This is a genomic window from Crossiella sp. S99.2, assembly GCF_023094165.1.
GTDB lineage: Bacteria > Actinomycetota > Actinomycetes > Mycobacteriales > Pseudonocardiaceae > Crossiella.
Genome location: NZ_JALMDK010000027.1, coordinates 1 through 17,213, shown reverse-complemented (window position 1 = coordinate 17,213; position 17,213 = coordinate 1). Strand labels below are relative to the sequence as shown.

The window sequence follows — 17,213 nt, the reverse complement described above, 5'->3', positions numbered from 1 at the left end:
GGCCCCGGTGGCGGCACAGGCCGCACCCGCCTTCAAATCCGCCCCGGTCGCCGCGAGCGAGGTCGGCACGCTGGAGTCCCAGATCTTCACCGGTCAGGGCTCCGCCATCGGCTCGGGCAAGAAGGCCCTCAAGCTGGCGATGGACTACGCGCTGCAGTCCGCCGCGGTGGCGGGCTATGTGGAGAGCCAGTGCGTGACCACCTACAGCCGGACCTACGCGCACGGCGGCGGCTACTTCACCGCCAACGTGGTGATCAGCTGCACCCGCTGATCCGGCGTTGAACACCCGGGCGGCGACTCCGGTCCGCGACACCGGAGTCGCCGTCACGGGCATCAGCTGAAGTGGATGTGAGCTAGGGAGATCGGATGCTGAAGCAGGCGCCGACGCACCGGACCAGCCGATCGCGACGGCCCAGCACGCTGGTCGCGGCCTTCGTCGGGAACGGGTTCGGCGAGAACCGCCGGGAGGCGCTGGCCAGGGCACGGCAGCACGCGCTGTGGCTGGCCCGCGCGGCCGGGTTCCCGGCCGGGGGATGCCAGGTGGTGCTGAGCGGATGCGTGGAGCCCACGCCCCGGGTGGTCCGTGGGTATGTGGTGCTGGGTTGCCGCAGGCTGCGGGTCCCGGCGGCCGCCGTCCGGGCCAGCGCGTGAGCGCACCACGTCGTAGTCACTGACCTGCGACGTTGGCAACGCTGAGTGTCTACATCGGACCGTACTCCTCGGTTGGGTTATTTGACCTTCTCGAACGGGTGGCGGCTTCCGATGTGGCTACCAATCAACCACGCGCTGTCGATGAATGAACCGTGGGCGCGACCCAGGTGGCCGACAACCGGCCACCCGGGCTCACACGGGCACAGGAAAAGGGGTGACGGCATGCACGCGAGAAGTGCGTTCCGGATCGGTGTTGTGGGCGCGGCGGTCGCCATGGCGCTCAGCGCGGGCCTCACGCCCGCCTATGCCGCGGATCTCGGCGACCAGGGCACCGCCGAACTGGGCTCGGTGAACGTGCAGCGGGGCGGGACCACGTCCACCTCCGGGCCGATCATTGGCTGTGACATGAACGGGCAGACGACCGGCACCACGCCCGGCGTGACCTACCCGGGCGTGAGCTTCGGCGCTGGCGCCACGACCTGCACCAAGGAACCAAACAACGATGCCAACATCCTGGTCAAGGGCACCAAGTTCGAGCTGAACCTGTTCAACACGACCGAATACGGCAGGCGACTGATCCGGGTGAAGACCTTCGAGGCGACCTGCAAGTCCACCGAGGGCGGCACCCAGGCCGGGTTCAAGCTCGGCGGGTACAGCGGGTTCACCCTGCCCAACCCGGTGCCGTCGGGCCACGTGGTGATGGTGCCGGGCAAGAACTCCACCAAGCCCCCGGTGGCCAAGATCATCGTGAACAAGTCCGAGACCGATGGCCAGGGCGCGATCGCGCTGACCGCGATGCGCATCGTGCTCGACCCGCAGGACGGCTACGGCGACATCGGCGGCACGATCAACGTGGGCGTCACCGCCTGCAAGCCGACCTGGTAGTCCGGCGGCGGGCCAGGTGTGCCGTCCCGGGTGGGAGCGGGACGGCACACCCGAACCCTTATGCCACAGTCGGTTCGCCGATCAGCTCGACCCCGGCCGCACCCAGCTGGCTGAGTGCGATCTCCACCGTCGGCCGGGCCACCCCGGCGGTCAGGTCGAGCAGCACCCTGGTCTCCAGCCCGGCCCGCCGGGCGTCCAGCGCGGTGGCCCGCACGCAGTGGTCGGTGGCGATGCCCACCACGTCCACCCGGTCCACCCCGCGCTCGCGCAGCCAGCCGGCCAGCGCTTCGCCGCCGGCGCCCGCGCCCTCGAAACCGGAGTAGGCCGCGGCGTAGGCGCCCTTGGAGAACACCGCCCGCACCGGGGTCACGTCCAGCTCCGGGTGGAAGGACGCGCCCGCGGTGCCCGCCACGCAGTGCACCGGCCAGGAGTCCACGAAGTCCGGCGTCTCGCTGAAGTGCGACCCGGGATCGATGTGGTAGTCCCTGGTCGCCACCACGAAGTCGTACTCCTGCTCGCGGGCGTGCCGGGAGATCGCCGCGGCCACCGCGGCCCCGCCGGCGACCGCGAGCGAACCGCCCTCGCAGAAGTCGTTCTGCACGTCCACGATGATCAGCGCGTTGGCCATGTCCAGGACCTCCTACGGCAGGAACACGGTGCGGATGGCCGATTCGCCCTGGGACAGCGCCAGGCCTTCCCACGGCACGCTGATCAGCGCCTGGCGCAGCCGCTCGCGGCCGTCCTCCAGGGTGGGCAGGTCCGCGGCCCGCTGTCCAGCGCGCACCAGGGGGATCTGCAGCTCGACATCGCCGTCCTGGCGTTCCGGCTGCTCGCCGGCCAGCCGGTAGACGACCTCCTCGGTCGCGGTGCCGGTCGGCTTGTGCCGCCGCAGCGCGGCCTTCTGCCCGCCCCTGGACTCCTTGTGCGAGCTGCGTTTGGCCACCGGGCGGCCCTCGACCTCGACCAGCTTGTAGACCATGCCCGCGGTCGGCGCGCCGGAGCCGGTGACCAGCGAGGTGCCCACCCCGTAGGCGTCCACCGGCTCGGCCCGCAGCGCGGCGATGGCGTACTCGTCCAGGTCGCCGGAGACCACGATCCGGGTGGCCGGCGCGCCCAGCTCGTCCAGCTGAGTGCGGGCCTGCCGGGCCAGCACACCCAGGTCGCCGGAGTCGATCCGCACCGCGCCCAGTTCGCTGCCCGCGACCTCGACCGCGGTCTGCACGCCCTGGGTGATGTCGTAGGTGTCCACCAGCAGGGTGGTGTTCACCCCCAGCGCCTCGACCTGGGCGCGGAAGGCGTCCTCTTCGCTGTCGTGCAGCAAGGTGAAGGCGTGCGCGCAGGTCCCGGCGGTGGGGATGCCGTAGCGCCGACCGGCCTCCAGGTTGGAGGTGGCGGTGAACCCGGCCAGGAAGGCGCACCGGGCCGCGGCCACCGCGGCCTCCTCGTGCGTGCGCCGGGTGCCCATCTCGATCAGTCCGCGCCCGTTGGCCGCCGACACCATCCGCGCCGCGGCCGAGGCCACCGCGCAGTCGTGGTTGAGGATGGACAGCGCGAGCGTCTCCAGCAGCACGCCCTCGCCGAAGCTGGATGTGACGGTGAGCACAGGGGAGCCGGGGAAGTACAGCTCGCCTTCGGGGTAGCCGAGGATGTCGCCGCTGAACCGGTAGTCGGCCAGCCAGCCCAGGGTGTCCTCGTCCACCACGCCGGAGGCCCGCAGCCGGTGGATCTCGGCGTCGTTGAAGCGGAACTTCTCGATCGCGTCGAGCAGCCGCCCGATGCCCGCCACCACGCCATACCGGCGCCCGTTGGGCAGTCGGCGGGCGAACAGCTCGAACACGCAGCGCCGGTCGGCGGTGCCGTCGCGCAGTGCTCCGGCGAGCATGGTGAGTTCGTAGTGGTCGGTGAGCAACGCGGTGCTCTCCGCACGGTCCGCGGCCGTCATGTGATCACCGTAGACCGCGTCCTCCCCGAACGGGGCTCCTTCGCTGCGCCGCTCCAGTGGCTCATGACACCATGGAGTCATGTCCATGCCCCTGGAGCTGGAGAGGACAGAGGTCGAGCCCACCAGCGACGAAACCGTCGCCGCTGACCGGCCCTGGATGACCGTGGTCTGGAACGACCCGGTGAACCTGATGTCCTATGTGACCTATGTCCTCCAGAAACTGTTCGGTTTCAGTCGCGACAAGGCGACCAAGCTGATGCTCGACGTGCATCACAAGGGGAAGGCGATCGTGTCCTCCGGGGACAAGGAGAAGTGCGAGGCCGACGTGGCCAAACTGCATGCCGCCGGCCTGTGGGCGACCATGCAGCGTGACACGTGATCGGCTGGCGCCGCGACGGCGGCCAACTCGTCGCCGAGCTGACCCAGCAGGAGGCCGCGGTGTTGCGCGGCATGGTCAGCCAGATCAAGGAGATGCTCGAGGAGCGCGCCGAGGAGGCGCCCCAGGACGAGCTGGCCCTGATCACCGGCATCCGCACCGGTCCGTCCACCCCGCCGGACAACCGCATCGTCGCCCGGCTGCTGCCCGACTTCCACCGCGGTGACGAGGACGGCGACCTGCCGCCGGCCGACGCCGACTCGGCCGCCGCGCTGCGCTCGATCTACGAGCCGCAGCTGCTGGAGGCCAAGACCGGGGTCGCCGAGGTGGTGCTGACCACCTGCCCGCGCGATGGCGGGGTGGCCGCGCTGAGCGAGGAGCAGGCCGAGGCCTGGCTGTCCGCGATCAACGACGTCCGGCTGGCCCTTGGCACCGCGCTGGACATCAGCGAGGACACCCCGGAGGAGCCCCTGGAGGGCGAGACCGATGACACCCGGTCCGCGCACATGGGCGTCTACCAGTGGCTGACCTGGGTGCAGGACACGCTGATCGCCACCCTCTCCGGCGACGACGAGGAATGATCGCCGGGGCGCGCAACGCGCTCACCGACGTGCCCGGCCTGCTGGTCGGGCAGCACCACCGCCTGGACGCGGGCTGGGCCACCGGGACCACGGTGGTGCTGGCCCCCGGCGGCGCGGTGGGCGCGGTGGACGTGCGCGGCGGCGGCCCCGGCACCAGGGAGACCGACCTGCTGGACCCCTCGCACCTGGTGCAGCGGGTCAACGCGATCTGCCTCTCCGGTGGCAGCGCCTACGGCCTGGCCGCCGCGGACGGCGTGATGCGGCACCTGGCAGCCGCCCACCAGGGCTTCCCGGTCGGTCCAGGGCCGGAGCAGGTGGTGCCGATCGTCCCGGCCGCGGTGCTGTTCGACCTGTGGCACAACACCTGGGGCAACCGCCCGGACGCCGAGTTCGGGGCGCTGGCCTGCGCCGCCGCCACCGACGGCCCGGTCGAGCAGGGCACCGTCGGCGCGGGCGCCGGCGCCCAGGCGGGCTGGCTCAAGGGCGGCCTGGGCACGGCCAGCGCGGTCCTGCCCGACGGCACCACCCTGGGCGCCCTGGTCGCCGCCAACCCGCACGGCGACGTGCTCGCCCCCACCGGCCTGCCCTGGGCCGCCCAGCTCGGTCTGCCGGACGAATTCCGCCTGCGAGCCCCGGACCAGCGTGAACTCGCCGCGGTCAGCCGGGAGTTCCCGGCCAGCAAGCTCAACACCACCATCGGCGTCATCGCCACCGACGCCACCCTGAGCAAGGCCGAATGCCGCCGCCTGGCCGTGGTCGCGCACGACGGCCTGGCCCGCGCGGTCCGCCCGGCGCACTCCATGTTCGACGGCGACACCTTCTTCGCCCTGTCCACCGCCCAGCGCGACCTGGTCGCCGCGGACGCGGTCTTCGGCGAGGCCAGCCGGGCGGCCGCGCTGGACGAGCTGTGCGGGGTGGCCGCGGACGTGGTCTCCCGGGCGATCACGCACGCCGTGCTGGCGGCCACCGGCATCCCCGGATTGCCCGCTTTCCGGGACCTGTTCCCCTCGGCGCTCCTATAGTCCGCGCATGTTCCCGGTTGTCCTGCACGACGACAAGGCCACTCAGATGAGCGTGGTCGCCTACGCGCTCGCCGAGGTGTGCCGGATCGCGCCGGAGGAGGCCGTGCGGCTGATGCTGCTGGTGCACAACGAAGGCAAGGCCGAGGCCGCCTGCTACACCTCGGTGGACGAGGCCGAGCGAGTGGTGGCCCAGCTGCACTTCTACGGGGTCGTGGCCACTGTGGCGGTGACCGCGTGACCGAGGTGCACGACTGCACCACGGTGTTCGCCGAGGACGGCACGGTGGTGCTGGTACTCGACGAGCACGCCGTCTTCCAGCTGGAGATCTGCCTCAACCTGCTGCGCTGGCTGGTCCAGGCCAGGGAGAAGCAGTGGCAGGCGGCGCGCGTGCCGCTGGGCCGTCCGCGCCGGTCCCGGCTGCCCGGTCGCCGGGCCCTGCACGACATGCTGCCCGACGGCTACGACCGGGAGCCCGAGGCCGGGCGGTTCCGCGAGTACCACGAGCCGTGGCTGCGCCGGGAGATCCTGCACGCCGCCGACCGGGTGGCCACCGAACTGGCCGTGGGCGTGCCGGTGCGCCTGAGCGGCGAGGATCTGGGCCGCTGGATCGCGGTGCTCTCCCACCTGCGGCTGTGCTACCTGCGCAACCGCTACCGGCCGGTGCACCGGGGCCGGGACCGGCTGATCGCCGACTTCTGCGCCTACCTGCAGGCCCGGCTGGTGCAGGAGGGACACCCGGGTGTCGCCACCGCCCTGGTGGCCGCCGGGCAACCGGCTACCGTCCCGGGTACTGGGCCTGCTCCCAAATCCTGAGAAGGGCTTCCCACGGTCATTTAGGATGGTCGGCGTGCTGGTGATTCGACGGGACCTCGCGGACGCGATGGTCGACCACGCCCGCCGGGACCACCCGGACGAGGCGTGCGGAGTGATCGCCGGCCCAGCCGGGTCCGACCGGCCGGAACGCTTCATCGAGATGGTCAACGCCGAGCGTTCGCCCACCTTCTACCGGTTCGACTCCGGTGAGCAGCTGCGGGTGTGGCGGGCGATGGACGCCGCGGACGAGGAGCCGGTGGTCATCTACCACTCGCACACCGCGACCGAGGCCTACCCCTCGCGCACCGACATCTCCTTCGCCTCCGAGCCGGACGCGCACTACGTGCTGGTCTCCACCCGCGACCCCGAGGTGCACGAGCTGCGCTCGTACCGGATCGTGGACGGGGTGGTGACCGAGGAACCGGTCGAGGTCGTCGAATCCTACATGTTCGCCAACACCGGCAAGGACGACGTGCCGGACTCGCGCTGAGCCGCAGGCTCGCGATCCCGTCTGTCTGTTTTGTGTCCACAGTGGACTAAAAGGAGTTGTCAGCAATGGCCGTCACCGTCTCGATTCCCACCATCCTGCGCACGCACACCGGTGGCGAGAAGTCCGTCGAGGCCCAGGGCGCGACCCTCGCGGAGATCATCGACCACCTCGATGGCAAGTTCGGCGGGTTCAAGACGCGCCTGGTGAAGGAAGGCGTCCTGCACCGGTTCGTCAACGTCTACGTCAACGACGAGGACGTGCGCTTCGCCGGTGGCCTGGAAGCCGCGGTCAAGGATGGCGACAACGTCACCATCCTGCCCGCCGTCGCCGGTGGCTAGGTACGACTCGCTGCTGGACGCCCTCGGCGACACCCCGCTGGTGGGGTTGCCGAGGCTGTCCCCGGCAGCGGATGTGCGCCTGTGGGCGAAGCTGGAGGACCGCAACCCGACTGGCTCGATCAAGGACCGGCCCGCGCTGGCCATGATCGAGGCGGCCGAGCGGGACGGCAGCCTCACCCCCGGCGCGACGATCCTGGAGCCGACCTCCGGCAACACCGGCATTTCGCTGGCCATGGCGGCCAAGCTCAAGGGCTACCGGCTGATCTGCGTGATGCCGGAGAACACCTCCACCGAACGGCGGCAGCTGCTGCACGCCTACGGTGCGCAGATCGTGTTCTCCCCGGCCGCGGGCGGATCCAACCAGGCGGTCGCGGTGGCCAAGGAACTGGCGCAGAAGAACCCGGAGTGGGTGATGCTGTACCAGTACGGCAACCCGGCCAACGCGGACGCGCACTACAAGACCACCGCGCCCGAGGTGCTGCGCGACCTGCCCACGATCACCCACTTCGTGGCCGGCCTCGGCACCACCGGCACCCTGGTCGGCGCCGGCCGGTACTTCCGGGAGCACAAGCCGGACGTGCAGATCATCGCCGCCGAACCGCGCTACGGCGAGCTGGTCTACGGCCTGCGCAACCTGGACGAGGGCTTCGTGCCCGAGCTGTACGACCCCTCGGTGCTCAGCGGCCGGTTCTCGGTCGGCTCCTACGACGCGCTGCGCCGCACCCGGCAACTGCTGGAGACCGAGGGCATCTTCGCCGGCATCTCCACCGGCGCGATCCTGCACGCCGCGCTGGCCGCCGCGGACAAGGCGGTGGCGGCGGGCACCCCGGCCGACATCGTGTTCGTGATCGCCGACGCGGGCTGGAAGTACCTCTCCACCGGCGCCTACAGCGGCACCCTGGAAGAGGCCGCCGAACGCATCGACGGCCACCTCTGGGCCTGATCCAGGCAGTGGCTGCTCAGCCGGTGAACACCGCGCTGGGCAGCCCCGAGCCGACCCCGGGCAGCACGAACAACGCCCCCGCGTCCGGCTGCGCCGCCAGCTGCTCATCGGAGAGCCCCACCCTGGCCGAGGTCACGTACAGATCCTCGAACCTGGGCCCGCCGAAACAGGGTGCGGTCGGGTTGGCCACCGGCAGCTCGTACTCGGCGTCCAGCCGCCCGTCCGGGGTGTAGCGGCGCACCGCCCAGCCGTCCCACAGCGCCACCCAGACGCAGCCCGCCGCGTCCACGCACAGCCCGTCCGGCGAACCCCGGTCCACCTCGGCCACGGTGCGCCGGTTGGTGATCTCCCCGCTGTCCCGGTCGTAGTCGAAGACGTCCAGCCGTCTGGTCGGGGTGTCCACGTAGTACATGAGCTTCTCGTCCGGGCTCCAGCCCAGCCCGTTGCTGATCGTCACCGAGTCCAGCACGACCTTGGCCGCGCCGTCCCCGTTGACCCTGGCCAGCCAGCCGCCGCCGGTGGCGGTGTCGTAGCGCATGGTGCCGGCCCACAGCCGCCCCATCGGGTCCACCGCCGCGTCGTTGCCGCGCACCCCCTCGCGCGCCCAGTAGACCAGCCAGTTCCGCCCGACCCCGTCCGCGTCCAGCAACGCGATGCCCTCGGCCAGGTTCAGCACCAGCCCGCCCTGGGACCGCGGCTTGGCCGCGCCCACGTGCTGCGGCACCTCCAGCGACTCGTTGCTCTCGGTCCTGGGGTCGTACCGGTGCACCCGGCGACCCAGGATGTCCACCCACAGCAAGGTTTCCGAGCCCGCGTCCCAGGTGGGGCCCTCGCCCAGCTCGGCGGGCCCGGCCACCGCGATCTCGGCGTGTCGATCAGCCATGAGCGGCAGCCTATCCGGCCGGGACCGGGTGGCTAGCTGGTGAAACCGGGGTCAGCCTCGTGCGGGGCCGGCACCCGGCCCTTGGGCTCCTCCCAATCCTCCTGCCTGCCACCCGCGGTGAGGTCGAGCAGCCGGTAGGCGTGCATCATCACCTCCACCCCGCGGCCGTAGGTGGCGTAGGTGTGGAAGACCTCCTCGCCCTCCCGCCGGAACGCGCTGACCCCCGGCTGCTCGCCCACGTAGTCGACCAGCCAGTCCTCGCCTGCCGCGGCCAACTCCTCGCCGCCGCGGAAGTTGTAGCTGTTGGGGCCGGTCGCCGGGTCCAGCGAGACGTCGAAGTCGTAGTTGAAGTCGCTGCCGTGGGCGGAGTACCAGGGGAAGGTCCAGCCCCTGGCCTGCCGGTAGGCGGCCAGCTTCGGGTACGGCGCGCGGGAGACCGCGGCGAAGGCGGTGTCTCTGGTGGCCAGGTGCGCGCGGGCGCCCTCGCTGAGGTCGTCGGCCATCGCGGTGCAGCTCGGGCAGCCCTGATCCCAGGACGGGTCGAACATGAAGTGCTGCAACACCAGGTGGCCGTGTCCGGCGAACAGGTCCAGCAGCCGGACCTCGCCGTCCGGGCCGGTGAACCGGTAGTCCTTGGCCACCCGCGTCATCGGCAGCCGCCGCCGTTGCGCGTTGAGCCCGTCCAGGGCCCTGGTCAGCTCCTTCTCCTTGGCCAGCAGCGCCTTGCGGGCGGTCAGCCATTCGTCCCTGGTGACTACCTGGGGTCGGTTCACGACGTCCTCCCGAGTCGTTGGCTTGCGTGATGCAAGCAACCGTAGGGTGGAAACTTGCATCACGCAAGTGAAAGCCGGATGATCGACCCGTGCTCGGTCGGACCTATGAACGTGAGAACTGCTCGGCGGCCCGCGCGCTGGAACTCATCGGCGAGCGGTGGAGCCTGCTGATCATCCGCAACGCGCTGTTCGCGGACATGACCCGGTTCTCCGACTTCGAGCACAGGCTCGGCGTCGCGCCGAACATCCTGGCCAAGCGGCTGGACGGATTTGTCGCCGACGGCCTGATGCGACGCCGGGACGGCCGGGAGTACGTGCTCACCGACAAGGGCCGCGAGCTTGGCACGGTGCTCATCGCGCTGACCGAGTGGGGCGACCGGTGGGCCGCGCCGCAGGACCCGCCGGTCCTCTACGAGCACGAGGACTGCGGCGGCCCCGTGCACGTGCACGCCCGCTGCGCGCACTGCGGCGCCGAACCCGCGGCGGGCGAGGTGGTCGCGGTGGCCGGTCCGGGCGCGGATCCGCGCCGCCGCCCGCCGCGCGATCCGAGCCCGCTGCACGCCGCCACGCTCGAACTCAGGGACAACCCCGAGGTGAGCCCCGGGAAACGCCAGTAGCCTCGAAGATGTGCAGCCGCTACCCGTGCCCACGCCTCCGCGTGATGACTCCGGCCGGATCTTCCCGGCGCAGCCCAAGCAGGCTGCCATCGTCATCCTCGGCTTCGCCGCCCTGCTGTACCTGCTGGAGCTGATCGACGCCTTCACCGGGCACGCGCTGGACCTCGGCGGCATCGTGCCGCGCGAGTGGTCCGGCCTGGACGGCGTGCTGTGGGCCCCGCTGCTGCACCTGGGCTGGGATCACCTGGCCGCGAACACGGTGCCGTTGCTGGTGCTCGGCTTCCTCTGCTTCGCCGGCGGGCTCCGGCAGTTCGTCGTGGTCACCGCCACCATCTGGATTGTGGGCGGGCTGGGCACCTGGCTGACCGGGGAGTCCGGCTCGATCCACCTCGGCGCGTCCGGGCTGATCTTCGGCTGGCTGACCTTCCTGCTGGTGCGCGGCATCTTCGTGCGCCGGGCGCTGCCCATCCTGCTGGCCGTGGTGCTGTTCTTCTTCTACGGCTACCTGCTCTGGGGCGTGCTGCCGGGCACGCCGGGGGTGTCCTGGCAGGGGCACCTCTTCGGAGCGGTGGCCGGGGTGGTCGCGGGCTGGCTGTCCGGACGGGCGAGCCGGCGGCCCGCCGGGAGCGGCCTGGCATGATCGGGGCGTGAGCACCGCGCCCATCGGGATCTTCGACTCCGGCGTCGGCGGGCTGACCGTGGCCCGCGCGATGCTGGACCAGCTGCCCGCCGAGCGCCTGCGCTACGTCGGCGACACCGGGAACGGGCCCTACGGTCCGCTGACCATCGCCGAAGTGCGCGAGCATTCGCTGGCCATCACCGACTCGCTGGTGGAGAGCGGGGTGAAGCTGCTGGTCATCGCGTGCAACACGGCCACAGCGGCTTGTCTGCACGATGCCCGCGAGCGCTACGACATCCCGGTGATCGAGGTGCTGCGGCCCGCGGTGCGCCGCGCGGTGGCCACCACCCGCACCGGCCGGATCGGCGTGATCGGCACCAAGGCCACTGTCACCTCCCGCGCCTACGAGGACGCCTTCGCCGCAGCCCCGGACATCAGCGTGACCAGCGTGGCCTGCCCGCGGTTCGTGGACTTCGTGGAGCGCGGCATCACCTCCGGCCGCCAGGTGCTCGGGCTGGCCCAGTCCTACCTGGAACCGTTGCAGCGGGCCGAGGTGGACACCCTGGTGCTCGGCTGCACGCACTACCCGCTGCTCACCGGTGTGATCCAGCTGGCCATGGGCGACTCGGTGACCCTGGTCTCCAGCGCCGAGGAGACCGCCAAGGACGTGGTCCGGGTGCTCACCGAGTCCGATCTGCTGCGCCCGGACGACGGCGCCGAGGTCGAGCATTCCTTCGCCGCCACCGGCCCGGCCGAGCCGTTCGCGAAACTGGCCCGCCGCTTCCTCGGTCCGCAGCTGGGTACCGTCATGACGGGCGCTGTTCCGAGATCGTCTGCCATGCCAGGCTGATCCGGTGCTACTGACCGTTCTCGGCTGTTCCGGCAGCCTGCCCAGCGCTGACTCGCCGGCTTCCGGATACCTGGTGGAGGCCGACGGGTTCCGTCTGCTCCTGGATCTTGGCAACGGGGTGCTGGGAGCGCTCCAGCGGCATGGCGATCCGTTCGGCCTGGACGCGCTGGTGCTGTCCCACCTGCACCCGGACCACTGCGCGGACTTCTCCGCGCTCACCGTGCTGCGCCGGTACCACCCGGATCCGCCCTATGACACCAGGGCCCGGCGGCTGCCGGTGTACGCGCCGAGCGAGGCGGCCACCCGGCTGGCCGCGGCGTACGCGCCGAGTGAGGCCGAACGCGGCGAGACCGACCTCAGCGATGTCTACGAATTCCACCGGCTCACCCCCGGCACTGTCCACATCGGACCGTTCGAGCTGACCGTGGAACAGGTCGCGCATCCCTGTGAGGCCTTCGGTTTCCGGCTCACCGCCGACGGCCGCACGCTGGCCTACACCGGCGACTCCGGCCCGTGCGAGGCACTGCGCAAGCTGGCCGAGTCAGCCGATCTGCTGCTGGCCGAGGCATGCTGGCCGCACGAGCCCGAGGCGCACCCACCCGACCTGCACCTGTCCGGACTGGAGGCCGGGCAGTTGGCGGCGGTGGCCGGGGTGCGCAGGCTGGTGGTCACGCACGTGCCACCGTGGGCGGACCGCCAGCAGATGGCCACCGAGGCCCGCTCGGCCTTCCCCGGCGAGGTCGACCTCGCCTTCCCCGGCGCCACCTATCAGGTCGGCTGAGCCCTCAACGGTTCGTCCCCACCCCGTTCCACACCGCGGTCGCGCCACTGTGCCCGATCCGCACCACCTGCACGGTGCTCGCGACCCCGGCCGCGGCGACCAGCACGGCGGCCGCCACCGCCACCCGCCGCCAGGTCGCGGGCGCCGTGCCCGCCGCGCTTTCCCGGTCCGCCAGCCTGCCTGCCACCAGGAAGGCGACCAGCAGCACCCCGAAGGCCAGCGCGTACGGCAGCAACTGGGTGCCGAGATCGGCATGCCGCTGGATCAACGGATTGGCCACCCCCAGCGCGGCCTGCAACTGCTCGCCGCTGACCTGGGCCACCGGCACCGCGACCACCCCGGCCACGGTCAGCGCCAGCACCGGCCAGCCGAACCGGCGCCGCCAGACCGGGCGGATCGCGATCAGCAGCGCGCACAGCGCGGCCAGCGGCAGCAGGATCACCACGGCGTGCACGATCAGCGGGTGCAGCGGCAGGCCGTCGACGGTCGTCAGATCCATGTCCACTCCATACGGCGTGCTGTCCAGGCCGGTTCACCAAGGTAGCTAGGCTAGCCCCGTGGTGCGCATCGACGGCAGAAGCGACGAGACCCTGCGGGACATCAAGATCACCCGGGGTTACCAGGACTGGCCAGCTGGCTCGGTGCTGGTGGAGTTCGGCAAAACCCGCGTGCTCTGCGCGGCCAGCGTGTCCGAGGGGGTGCCGCGGTGGCGCTCCGGGTCCGGACTGGGCTGGGTGACCGCCGAGTACGCGATGCTGCCCTCGGCAACGCACAGCCGCAGCGACCGGGAGTCCATCAAGGGCAGGGTCGGCGGGCGCACGCACGAGATCAGCAGGCTGATCGGCCGCTCGCTGCGCACCTGCATCGACCTGTCCGCGCTGGGCGAGAACACCATCGTGATCGACTGCGATGTCATCCAGGCCGACGGCGGCACCCGCACCGCCGCGATCACCGGCGCCTACGTGGCGCTGGCCGACGCGATCACCTGGCTGGGCGCGGCGGGCAAGCTGGCCGACCCGAAGCCGCTGTCCTGCCAGATCGCCGCGGTCAGCGTGGGTGTGGTGGACGGCAGGGTGCGGCTGGACCTGCCGTATGAGGAGGACTCCCGCGCCGAGGTCGACATGAACGTGGTGGCCACCGACGCGGGCACCCTGGTCGAGGTGCAGGGCACCGGCGAGGGCGCCACCTTCGCCCGCTCCACCCTGGACAAGATGCTCGACCTGGCCCTGGCCGGCGTGGCCGACCTGTGCCGCCTGCAGGCCGAGGCGCTGGAGCTGCCGTACCCGGGCACGCTGCCGGAGGGCAAGAAGGCATGAGGGTCCTGCTGGCCAGCCGCAACGCCAAGAAGCTGGCCGAACTGCGCCGGATCGTGGCCGCCGAGCAGCTCGACGGCATCGAGATCGTCGGCCTGGACGAGGTCCCGGACTTCCCGGAGGCCCCCGAGACCGGCGCGACCTTCGAGGAGAACGCCGTCGCCAAGGCCGTGGACGCGGCCGCCGCCACCGGCCTGCCGTCCATCGCGGACGATTCGGGCCTGGCGGTGGACGCGCTCAACGGCATGCCCGGCGTGCTCTCCGCGCGCTGGTCCGGCAAACACGGCGACGACCTGGCCAACCTGGAACTGGTGCTGGGCCAGCTCGGCGACGTGCCGGACGAGCGCCGCGGCGCGGCCTTCGTCTGCGCCCTCGCGCTGGCCGTGCCCGGCGCGGAACCGGTGGTGCTGCGCGGGGAATGGCGGGGCACGCTGCTGCGCGCCCAGCTCGGGACCAACGGCTTCGGCTACGACCCGATCTTCGTGCCCGAGGGTGAGACCCGGACCTCGGCGGAGCTGACGCCTGCGGAGAAGGACGCCGACTCGCACCGCGGCCGGGCGATCCGGCTGCTGGTACCGCACCTGCGCGCACTGGGCTGAGCAGGCAGGACGGCGGGGGCGAGCGCTGCCTGGCCCCCGCCGCCCCGCTCGCTAGTGCGCGAGGCTGGTCGACACCTGAACCACCAGCACCCCCGCCACGATCAGGCCGATCCCGGCCAGCGTGAGCCCGTTCACCGCGTCCGCGAACAGCACCTTCCCGGCCACCGCGACCAGCACGATCCCGCCCCCGGCCCAGATCGCGTAGGTGACCGCGACCGGCACGCCGAGCCGGATCACCTGCGCCTCCAGGTAGAAGGCCAGCGCGTAGCCGCACACCAGGCCGACGGTGGGCCACAACCGGGTGAAGCCGTTGGAGTATTTGAGCATCAGCGTGGCGAAGACTTCGAAAACAATGGCAAGCGCGAGCAAAGCCCATTTGAGCATGACAATTCCCAGGTAGGGGTGAAGTGAAGGCGAATCCCCTGGTCAGGGGCGTGCCTGGTCAACCACCACGAGCTGGGAAATGAACCCTGACAACCCTCTGGTCGAAGCCGCCGAAGATGCCGACGCCGGGCGGCGTCAATGCGCCACGCACGGTATATCACCCTGTCAGTTGGTCCTGTGAATACCTCAAGGCTAGCAGAACCGGAAAAGTGGTCAATTCAGAACAGGCCACCCAGCTCGCCCGCGCCCGCGGTCAGCGACTTGGCCGCGCGCGAGTACCCGGTGCCCGGCGCGTGCGTGCTCAGCAGCACCACCACCTTGGACCGTTCGGCCAGCAGCCCGCTGGTGTGCAGGTCGACCCCGGCCCGGCCCTGGGCCCAGCCCTGTTTGACCGCCCACTGCACCTCGGGCAGTCCGTAGGGTATGCCGAAGTGCTGGTCGAACCCGTCCGCGGCCACCCGTGGCGCCGCGGCCAGCGCGCCGACGATCACCTCCCGCTGCGCCTTGGGCAGCTCGGTGAGCACGTGCCGGTACACCTTGCCCAGGTCCCGCGCGGTGACCTTGGTGTCGCCCCAGTGCATCGGGTCCAGCGGCGGCGCGGTCCGGCTCAGGCCGATCTTCCTGGCCTGCCGCTGCACCATGGCATTGCCGCCGGTCTCCACCCAGAGCTGGCTGGCGATCCCGTCGTGGCTGGCCGCGAGCATGGTGCGCAGTTCGGCGTTGCTGGACAGCCCGGACTGCATGGCGTCGATCGCGATCAGCAGCTTCACCAGCGAGGCCGACCGGAACTGGCGGTCCGCGTCGGAGGTGGCCAGCTCCCGCCAGGTGCCGGTGTCCAGCACCAGCACGCCGACCCCGGAGGCACTGCCGCCGGCCCGCACCGCACGGGCCACCGCACTGCCCAGCTCAGCAGGGGACCTCTTGTCGCCCTTGGGTTTGCCCGGCTCCGGCACGACCATGGAGCTCGGCTCGGGCACGTCGGCGGCGCTGGGCGTCAGCCCGGCACTGGTCGCCGCGACCTGGCTGGTCGGCGCGGGCGGATCGGCCGGACCGGGTCCGCCGAGCAGGTGGATGGAGAGCAGGCCGGCCGCGCACACCACGAACACGCTGGCCATCGCCACCACGGAGTTCCTCACGAGTGGTCTACGCCGTTGCCCCGCAACGAAGTTGGCTCAGTGCTCAGGCAACTTTCGAGCTGGGTTCGGCGTAGGCCAGGCCGTGCGGATCCGGTTGCACCGCGGGGAGAATCTTCAGTTTGGGCTCAGACGCGCAGATCCTTGCGGAGCTTGGCCACGTGTCCGGTGGCGCGCACGTTGTACTGGGCGGTGGCGATCTTGCCGTCCGGGTCCACCACGAAGGTCGAGCGGATCACCCCGGTGACGGTCTTGCCGTACATCATCTTCTCGCCGAAGGCGCCCCAGACGGCCAGCACCGAGCGGTCCGGATCAGACAGCAGCGGGAAGGTCAGCTCCTGCTCGTCCCGGACCTTGGCCAGCTTGGCCGGCTTGTCGGGGGAGATGCCGAGCACGGTGTAGCCGGCCTCGTTCAGCTCGGCCAGGTTGTCCCGGAAATCGCAGGACTGCTTGCTGCAGCCGGGGGTGCCGGCGGCCGGGTAGAAGTAGACGATCACGTGCTGCCCACGGAAATCCGTCAGCGAGACAGGCTTCTCGTCGGCGTCGGGCAGGGTGAACTCGGGGGCGGGGTCGCCGGGGGCGAGGCGGGGGGACTCGGTCATGCCGCCGACGCTAGAGGATCGCCCCGACAGTCCGATCAGGCGGCCGGAGCCGAGATCAACAACCCGACACCCAGGGTCACCACCCCCGCCGCGAGCGCTAGTGCCCCCACCCAGATCAGTGACACCAGTTTGTTCGGCCGAGTACGCCCAGCACCCATCGAGGAGAAGAAGAACCCCGCCGAAATCAAGATCGCCCCCACCGGCGTCCCCAACCGGGCCACCCACCCCAGCACCCCGGACAACCCGGTCGCCTCCGCGAACAACAACCCCAGCAACCCCAGGCTGACCAGCACCCCCGCATGCGCGTGCCCCGCCCTGGCAAACGCCCGCTGGAACTCCGTCATCGGCACCCGCCCAGTAACCACCCTGGTCAGGAACCACCCCCCGAACTCAATGGTGACGATGCTCAGCAACATCACCCCACCGACGTACTGACCCGCCGCCGACAGCTGCAACCCCTGCATCCCGCCACCCGTTCCATGACAGTGTTACATGACACCGTTATAAAACGACCCCCCGCCCCACCTGTCAACCCACCCCCGCGTGTTGGCCGTTCGGTGGTTTCTAGGGGTCGTTGCATCGTCTGAGGTCAGGAAGCACGATGACCTTCCCGATCCG

26 protein-coding genes are annotated in these 17,213 nt (G+C 71.1%); 17 read left to right on the top strand and 9 right to left on the bottom strand.

The window, feature by feature from the left end; genetic code table 11:
• From MZC64_RS46460 to MZC64_RS46450, 3 genes are all read left to right on the top strand, one after another.
• The coding region (locus MZC64_RS46460; protein ID WP_247797805.1) for a hypothetical protein at positions 1-271 on the top strand (271 nt) is incomplete at its 5' end.
• Between the two features lie 95 nt (positions 272-366).
• Positions 367-651, top strand: a complete 285-nt coding sequence (locus MZC64_RS46455) for a hypothetical protein (RefSeq protein ID WP_247766092.1) — start codon at positions 367-369, stop codon at positions 649-651.
• A 222-nt stretch (positions 652-873) separates the two neighbouring features.
• The gene (locus tag MZC64_RS46450; RefSeq protein ID WP_247766093.1) at positions 874-1,536 is read left to right on the top strand and encodes a hypothetical protein; all 663 of its coding nucleotides are present in this window, start codon (positions 874-876) and stop codon (positions 1,534-1,536) included.
• A gap of 58 nt (positions 1,537-1,594) precedes the next feature.
• Here the strand turns inward: MZC64_RS46450 and MZC64_RS46445 are convergent, their stop codons facing one another.
• Together MZC64_RS46445 and MZC64_RS46440 are read right to left on the bottom strand one after the other, a co-directional pair.
• The gene (locus MZC64_RS46445) at positions 1,595-2,164 is read right to left on the bottom strand and encodes an isochorismatase family protein (protein ID WP_247766094.1); all 570 of its coding nucleotides are present in this window, start codon (positions 2,162-2,164) and stop codon (positions 1,595-1,597) included.
• A gap of 12 nt (positions 2,165-2,176) precedes the next feature.
• Positions 2,177-3,478 (bottom strand): nicotinate phosphoribosyltransferase, encoded by a 1,302-nt coding sequence (locus tag MZC64_RS46440; protein WP_247766095.1) that lies wholly within the window; start codon positions 3,476-3,478, stop codon positions 2,177-2,179.
• Positions 3,479-3,557: 79 nt separating this feature from the next.
• Between MZC64_RS46440 and clpS the strand changes: the two genes are divergently transcribed.
• The 8 genes from clpS to MZC64_RS46400 all read left to right on the top strand — a co-directional run bounded on the left by clpS (position 3,558) and on the right by MZC64_RS46400 (position 8,041).
• Entirely contained in the window at positions 3,558-3,857 is a 300-nt protein-coding gene (gene clpS, locus MZC64_RS46435) for an ATP-dependent Clp protease adapter ClpS (RefSeq protein ID WP_185009646.1), read from the top strand.
• Positions 3,854-4,435 (top strand): DUF2017 domain-containing protein, encoded by a 582-nt coding sequence (locus tag MZC64_RS46430; RefSeq protein ID WP_247766096.1) that lies wholly within the window; start codon positions 3,854-3,856, stop codon positions 4,433-4,435. The genes clpS and MZC64_RS46430 overlap by 4 nt, the downstream gene beginning before the upstream one ends.
• A complete protein-coding gene (locus MZC64_RS46425) occupies positions 4,432-5,457 on the top strand; it encodes a P1 family peptidase (RefSeq protein ID WP_247766097.1) in 1,026 nt (341 codons plus the stop codon). Before MZC64_RS46430 ends, MZC64_RS46425 begins: the two co-directional genes overlap by 4 nt.
• A 7-nt stretch (positions 5,458-5,464) precedes the next feature.
• Positions 5,465-5,695, top strand: a complete 231-nt coding sequence (locus MZC64_RS46420) for an ATP-dependent Clp protease adaptor ClpS (protein ID WP_247766098.1) — start codon at positions 5,465-5,467, stop codon at positions 5,693-5,695.
• The gene (locus MZC64_RS46415; RefSeq protein ID WP_247766099.1) at positions 5,692-6,270 is read left to right on the top strand and encodes a DUF2017 family protein; all 579 of its coding nucleotides are present in this window, start codon (positions 5,692-5,694) and stop codon (positions 6,268-6,270) included. Before MZC64_RS46420 ends, MZC64_RS46415 begins: the two co-directional genes overlap by 4 nt.
• A 34-nt stretch (positions 6,271-6,304) precedes the next feature.
• Positions 6,305-6,760: a M67 family metallopeptidase gene (locus tag MZC64_RS46410; RefSeq protein ID WP_308301145.1), complete on the top strand. Its 456-nt coding sequence runs from the start codon at positions 6,305-6,307 to the stop codon at positions 6,758-6,760.
• Positions 6,761-6,825: 65 nt separating this feature from the next.
• Entirely contained in the window at positions 6,826-7,098 is a 273-nt protein-coding gene (locus MZC64_RS46405) for a MoaD family protein (RefSeq protein WP_185009633.1), read from the top strand.
• Positions 7,091-8,041 carry a cysteine synthase gene (locus MZC64_RS46400; RefSeq protein ID WP_247766101.1) on the top strand — a complete coding sequence of 317 codons (951 nt, stop codon included), beginning with the start codon at positions 7,091-7,093 and terminating at the stop codon, positions 8,039-8,041. The genes MZC64_RS46405 and MZC64_RS46400 overlap by 8 nt, the downstream gene beginning before the upstream one ends.
• Positions 8,042-8,057: 16 nt before the next feature.
• On the opposite strand, the gene MZC64_RS46395 is transcribed toward MZC64_RS46400, so the two are convergent.
• Both MZC64_RS46395 and MZC64_RS46390 read right to left on the bottom strand, forming a co-directional pair.
• Positions 8,058-8,924: an SMP-30/gluconolactonase/LRE family protein gene (locus MZC64_RS46395; RefSeq protein WP_247766102.1), complete on the bottom strand. Its 867-nt coding sequence runs from the start codon at positions 8,922-8,924 to the stop codon at positions 8,058-8,060.
• 32 nt (positions 8,925-8,956) lie between these two features.
• Positions 8,957-9,697 (bottom strand): DUF899 domain-containing protein, encoded by a 741-nt coding sequence (locus tag MZC64_RS46390; RefSeq protein WP_247766103.1) that lies wholly within the window; start codon positions 9,695-9,697, stop codon positions 8,957-8,959.
• A gap of 89 nt (positions 9,698-9,786) precedes the next feature.
• On the opposite strand from MZC64_RS46390, the gene MZC64_RS46385 reads away from it, so the two are divergent.
• Genes MZC64_RS46385 through MZC64_RS46370 form a run of 4 tightly spaced genes read left to right on the top strand, consistent with a single transcriptional unit; the run spans position 9,787 to position 12,564 of the window.
• On the top strand, positions 9,787-10,314 hold the full coding sequence (locus MZC64_RS46385) for a helix-turn-helix domain-containing protein (RefSeq protein ID WP_247766104.1): 528 nt from the start codon (positions 9,787-9,789) through the stop codon (positions 10,312-10,314).
• A 10-nt stretch (positions 10,315-10,324) separates the two neighbouring features.
• A complete protein-coding gene (locus MZC64_RS46380) occupies positions 10,325-10,954 on the top strand; it encodes a rhomboid family intramembrane serine protease (protein WP_247766105.1) in 630 nt (209 codons plus the stop codon).
• A 7-nt stretch (positions 10,955-10,961) separates the two neighbouring features.
• Positions 10,962-11,783: a glutamate racemase gene (gene murI, locus MZC64_RS46375; RefSeq protein ID WP_247766106.1), complete on the top strand. Its 822-nt coding sequence runs from the start codon at positions 10,962-10,964 to the stop codon at positions 11,781-11,783.
• Between the two features lie 4 nt (positions 11,784-11,787).
• On the top strand, positions 11,788-12,564 hold the full coding sequence (locus MZC64_RS46370) for an MBL fold metallo-hydrolase (protein ID WP_247797804.1): 777 nt from the start codon (positions 11,788-11,790) through the stop codon (positions 12,562-12,564).
• A gap of 4 nt (positions 12,565-12,568) precedes the next feature.
• Here MZC64_RS46370 and MZC64_RS46365 read toward each other — a convergent pair whose 3' ends face one another.
• Positions 12,569-13,063, bottom strand: a complete 495-nt coding sequence (locus tag MZC64_RS46365; RefSeq protein WP_247766108.1) for a DUF2231 domain-containing protein — start codon at positions 13,061-13,063, stop codon at positions 12,569-12,571.
• A gap of 58 nt (positions 13,064-13,121) precedes the next feature.
• Here MZC64_RS46365 and rph point away from each other — a divergent pair, with 58 nt between their 5' ends.
• Complete coding sequence (gene rph / locus MZC64_RS46360; protein WP_247766109.1) at positions 13,122-13,880, top strand: ribonuclease PH; 759 nt, start codon at positions 13,122-13,124, stop codon at positions 13,878-13,880.
• A complete protein-coding gene (gene rdgB / locus MZC64_RS46355) occupies positions 13,877-14,476 on the top strand; it encodes an RdgB/HAM1 family non-canonical purine NTP pyrophosphatase (protein ID WP_247766110.1) in 600 nt (199 codons plus the stop codon). Before rph ends, rdgB begins: the two co-directional genes overlap by 4 nt.
• Positions 14,477-14,527: 51 nt before the next feature.
• Here rdgB and MZC64_RS46350 read toward each other — a convergent pair whose 3' ends face one another.
• The 4 genes from MZC64_RS46350 to MZC64_RS46335 form a co-directional block, all read right to left on the bottom strand.
• A complete protein-coding gene (locus tag MZC64_RS46350; RefSeq protein ID WP_247766111.1) occupies positions 14,528-14,860 on the bottom strand; it encodes a multidrug efflux SMR transporter in 333 nt (110 codons plus the stop codon).
• Positions 14,861-15,078: 218 nt separating this feature from the next.
• The gene (locus tag MZC64_RS46345) at positions 15,079-15,996 is read right to left on the bottom strand and encodes a hypothetical protein (protein WP_247766112.1); all 918 of its coding nucleotides are present in this window, start codon (positions 15,994-15,996) and stop codon (positions 15,079-15,081) included.
• A gap of 125 nt (positions 15,997-16,121) precedes the next feature.
• Positions 16,122-16,595 carry a thioredoxin-dependent thiol peroxidase gene (gene bcp / locus MZC64_RS46340; RefSeq protein ID WP_247766113.1) on the bottom strand — a complete coding sequence of 158 codons (474 nt, stop codon included), beginning with the start codon at positions 16,593-16,595 and terminating at the stop codon, positions 16,122-16,124.
• 35 nt (positions 16,596-16,630) lie between these two features.
• Positions 16,631-17,011 carry a hypothetical protein gene (locus MZC64_RS46335; RefSeq protein WP_247766115.1) on the bottom strand — a complete coding sequence of 127 codons (381 nt, stop codon included), beginning with the start codon at positions 17,009-17,011 and terminating at the stop codon, positions 16,631-16,633.
• Positions 17,012-17,213 lie beyond the last annotated feature (202 nt).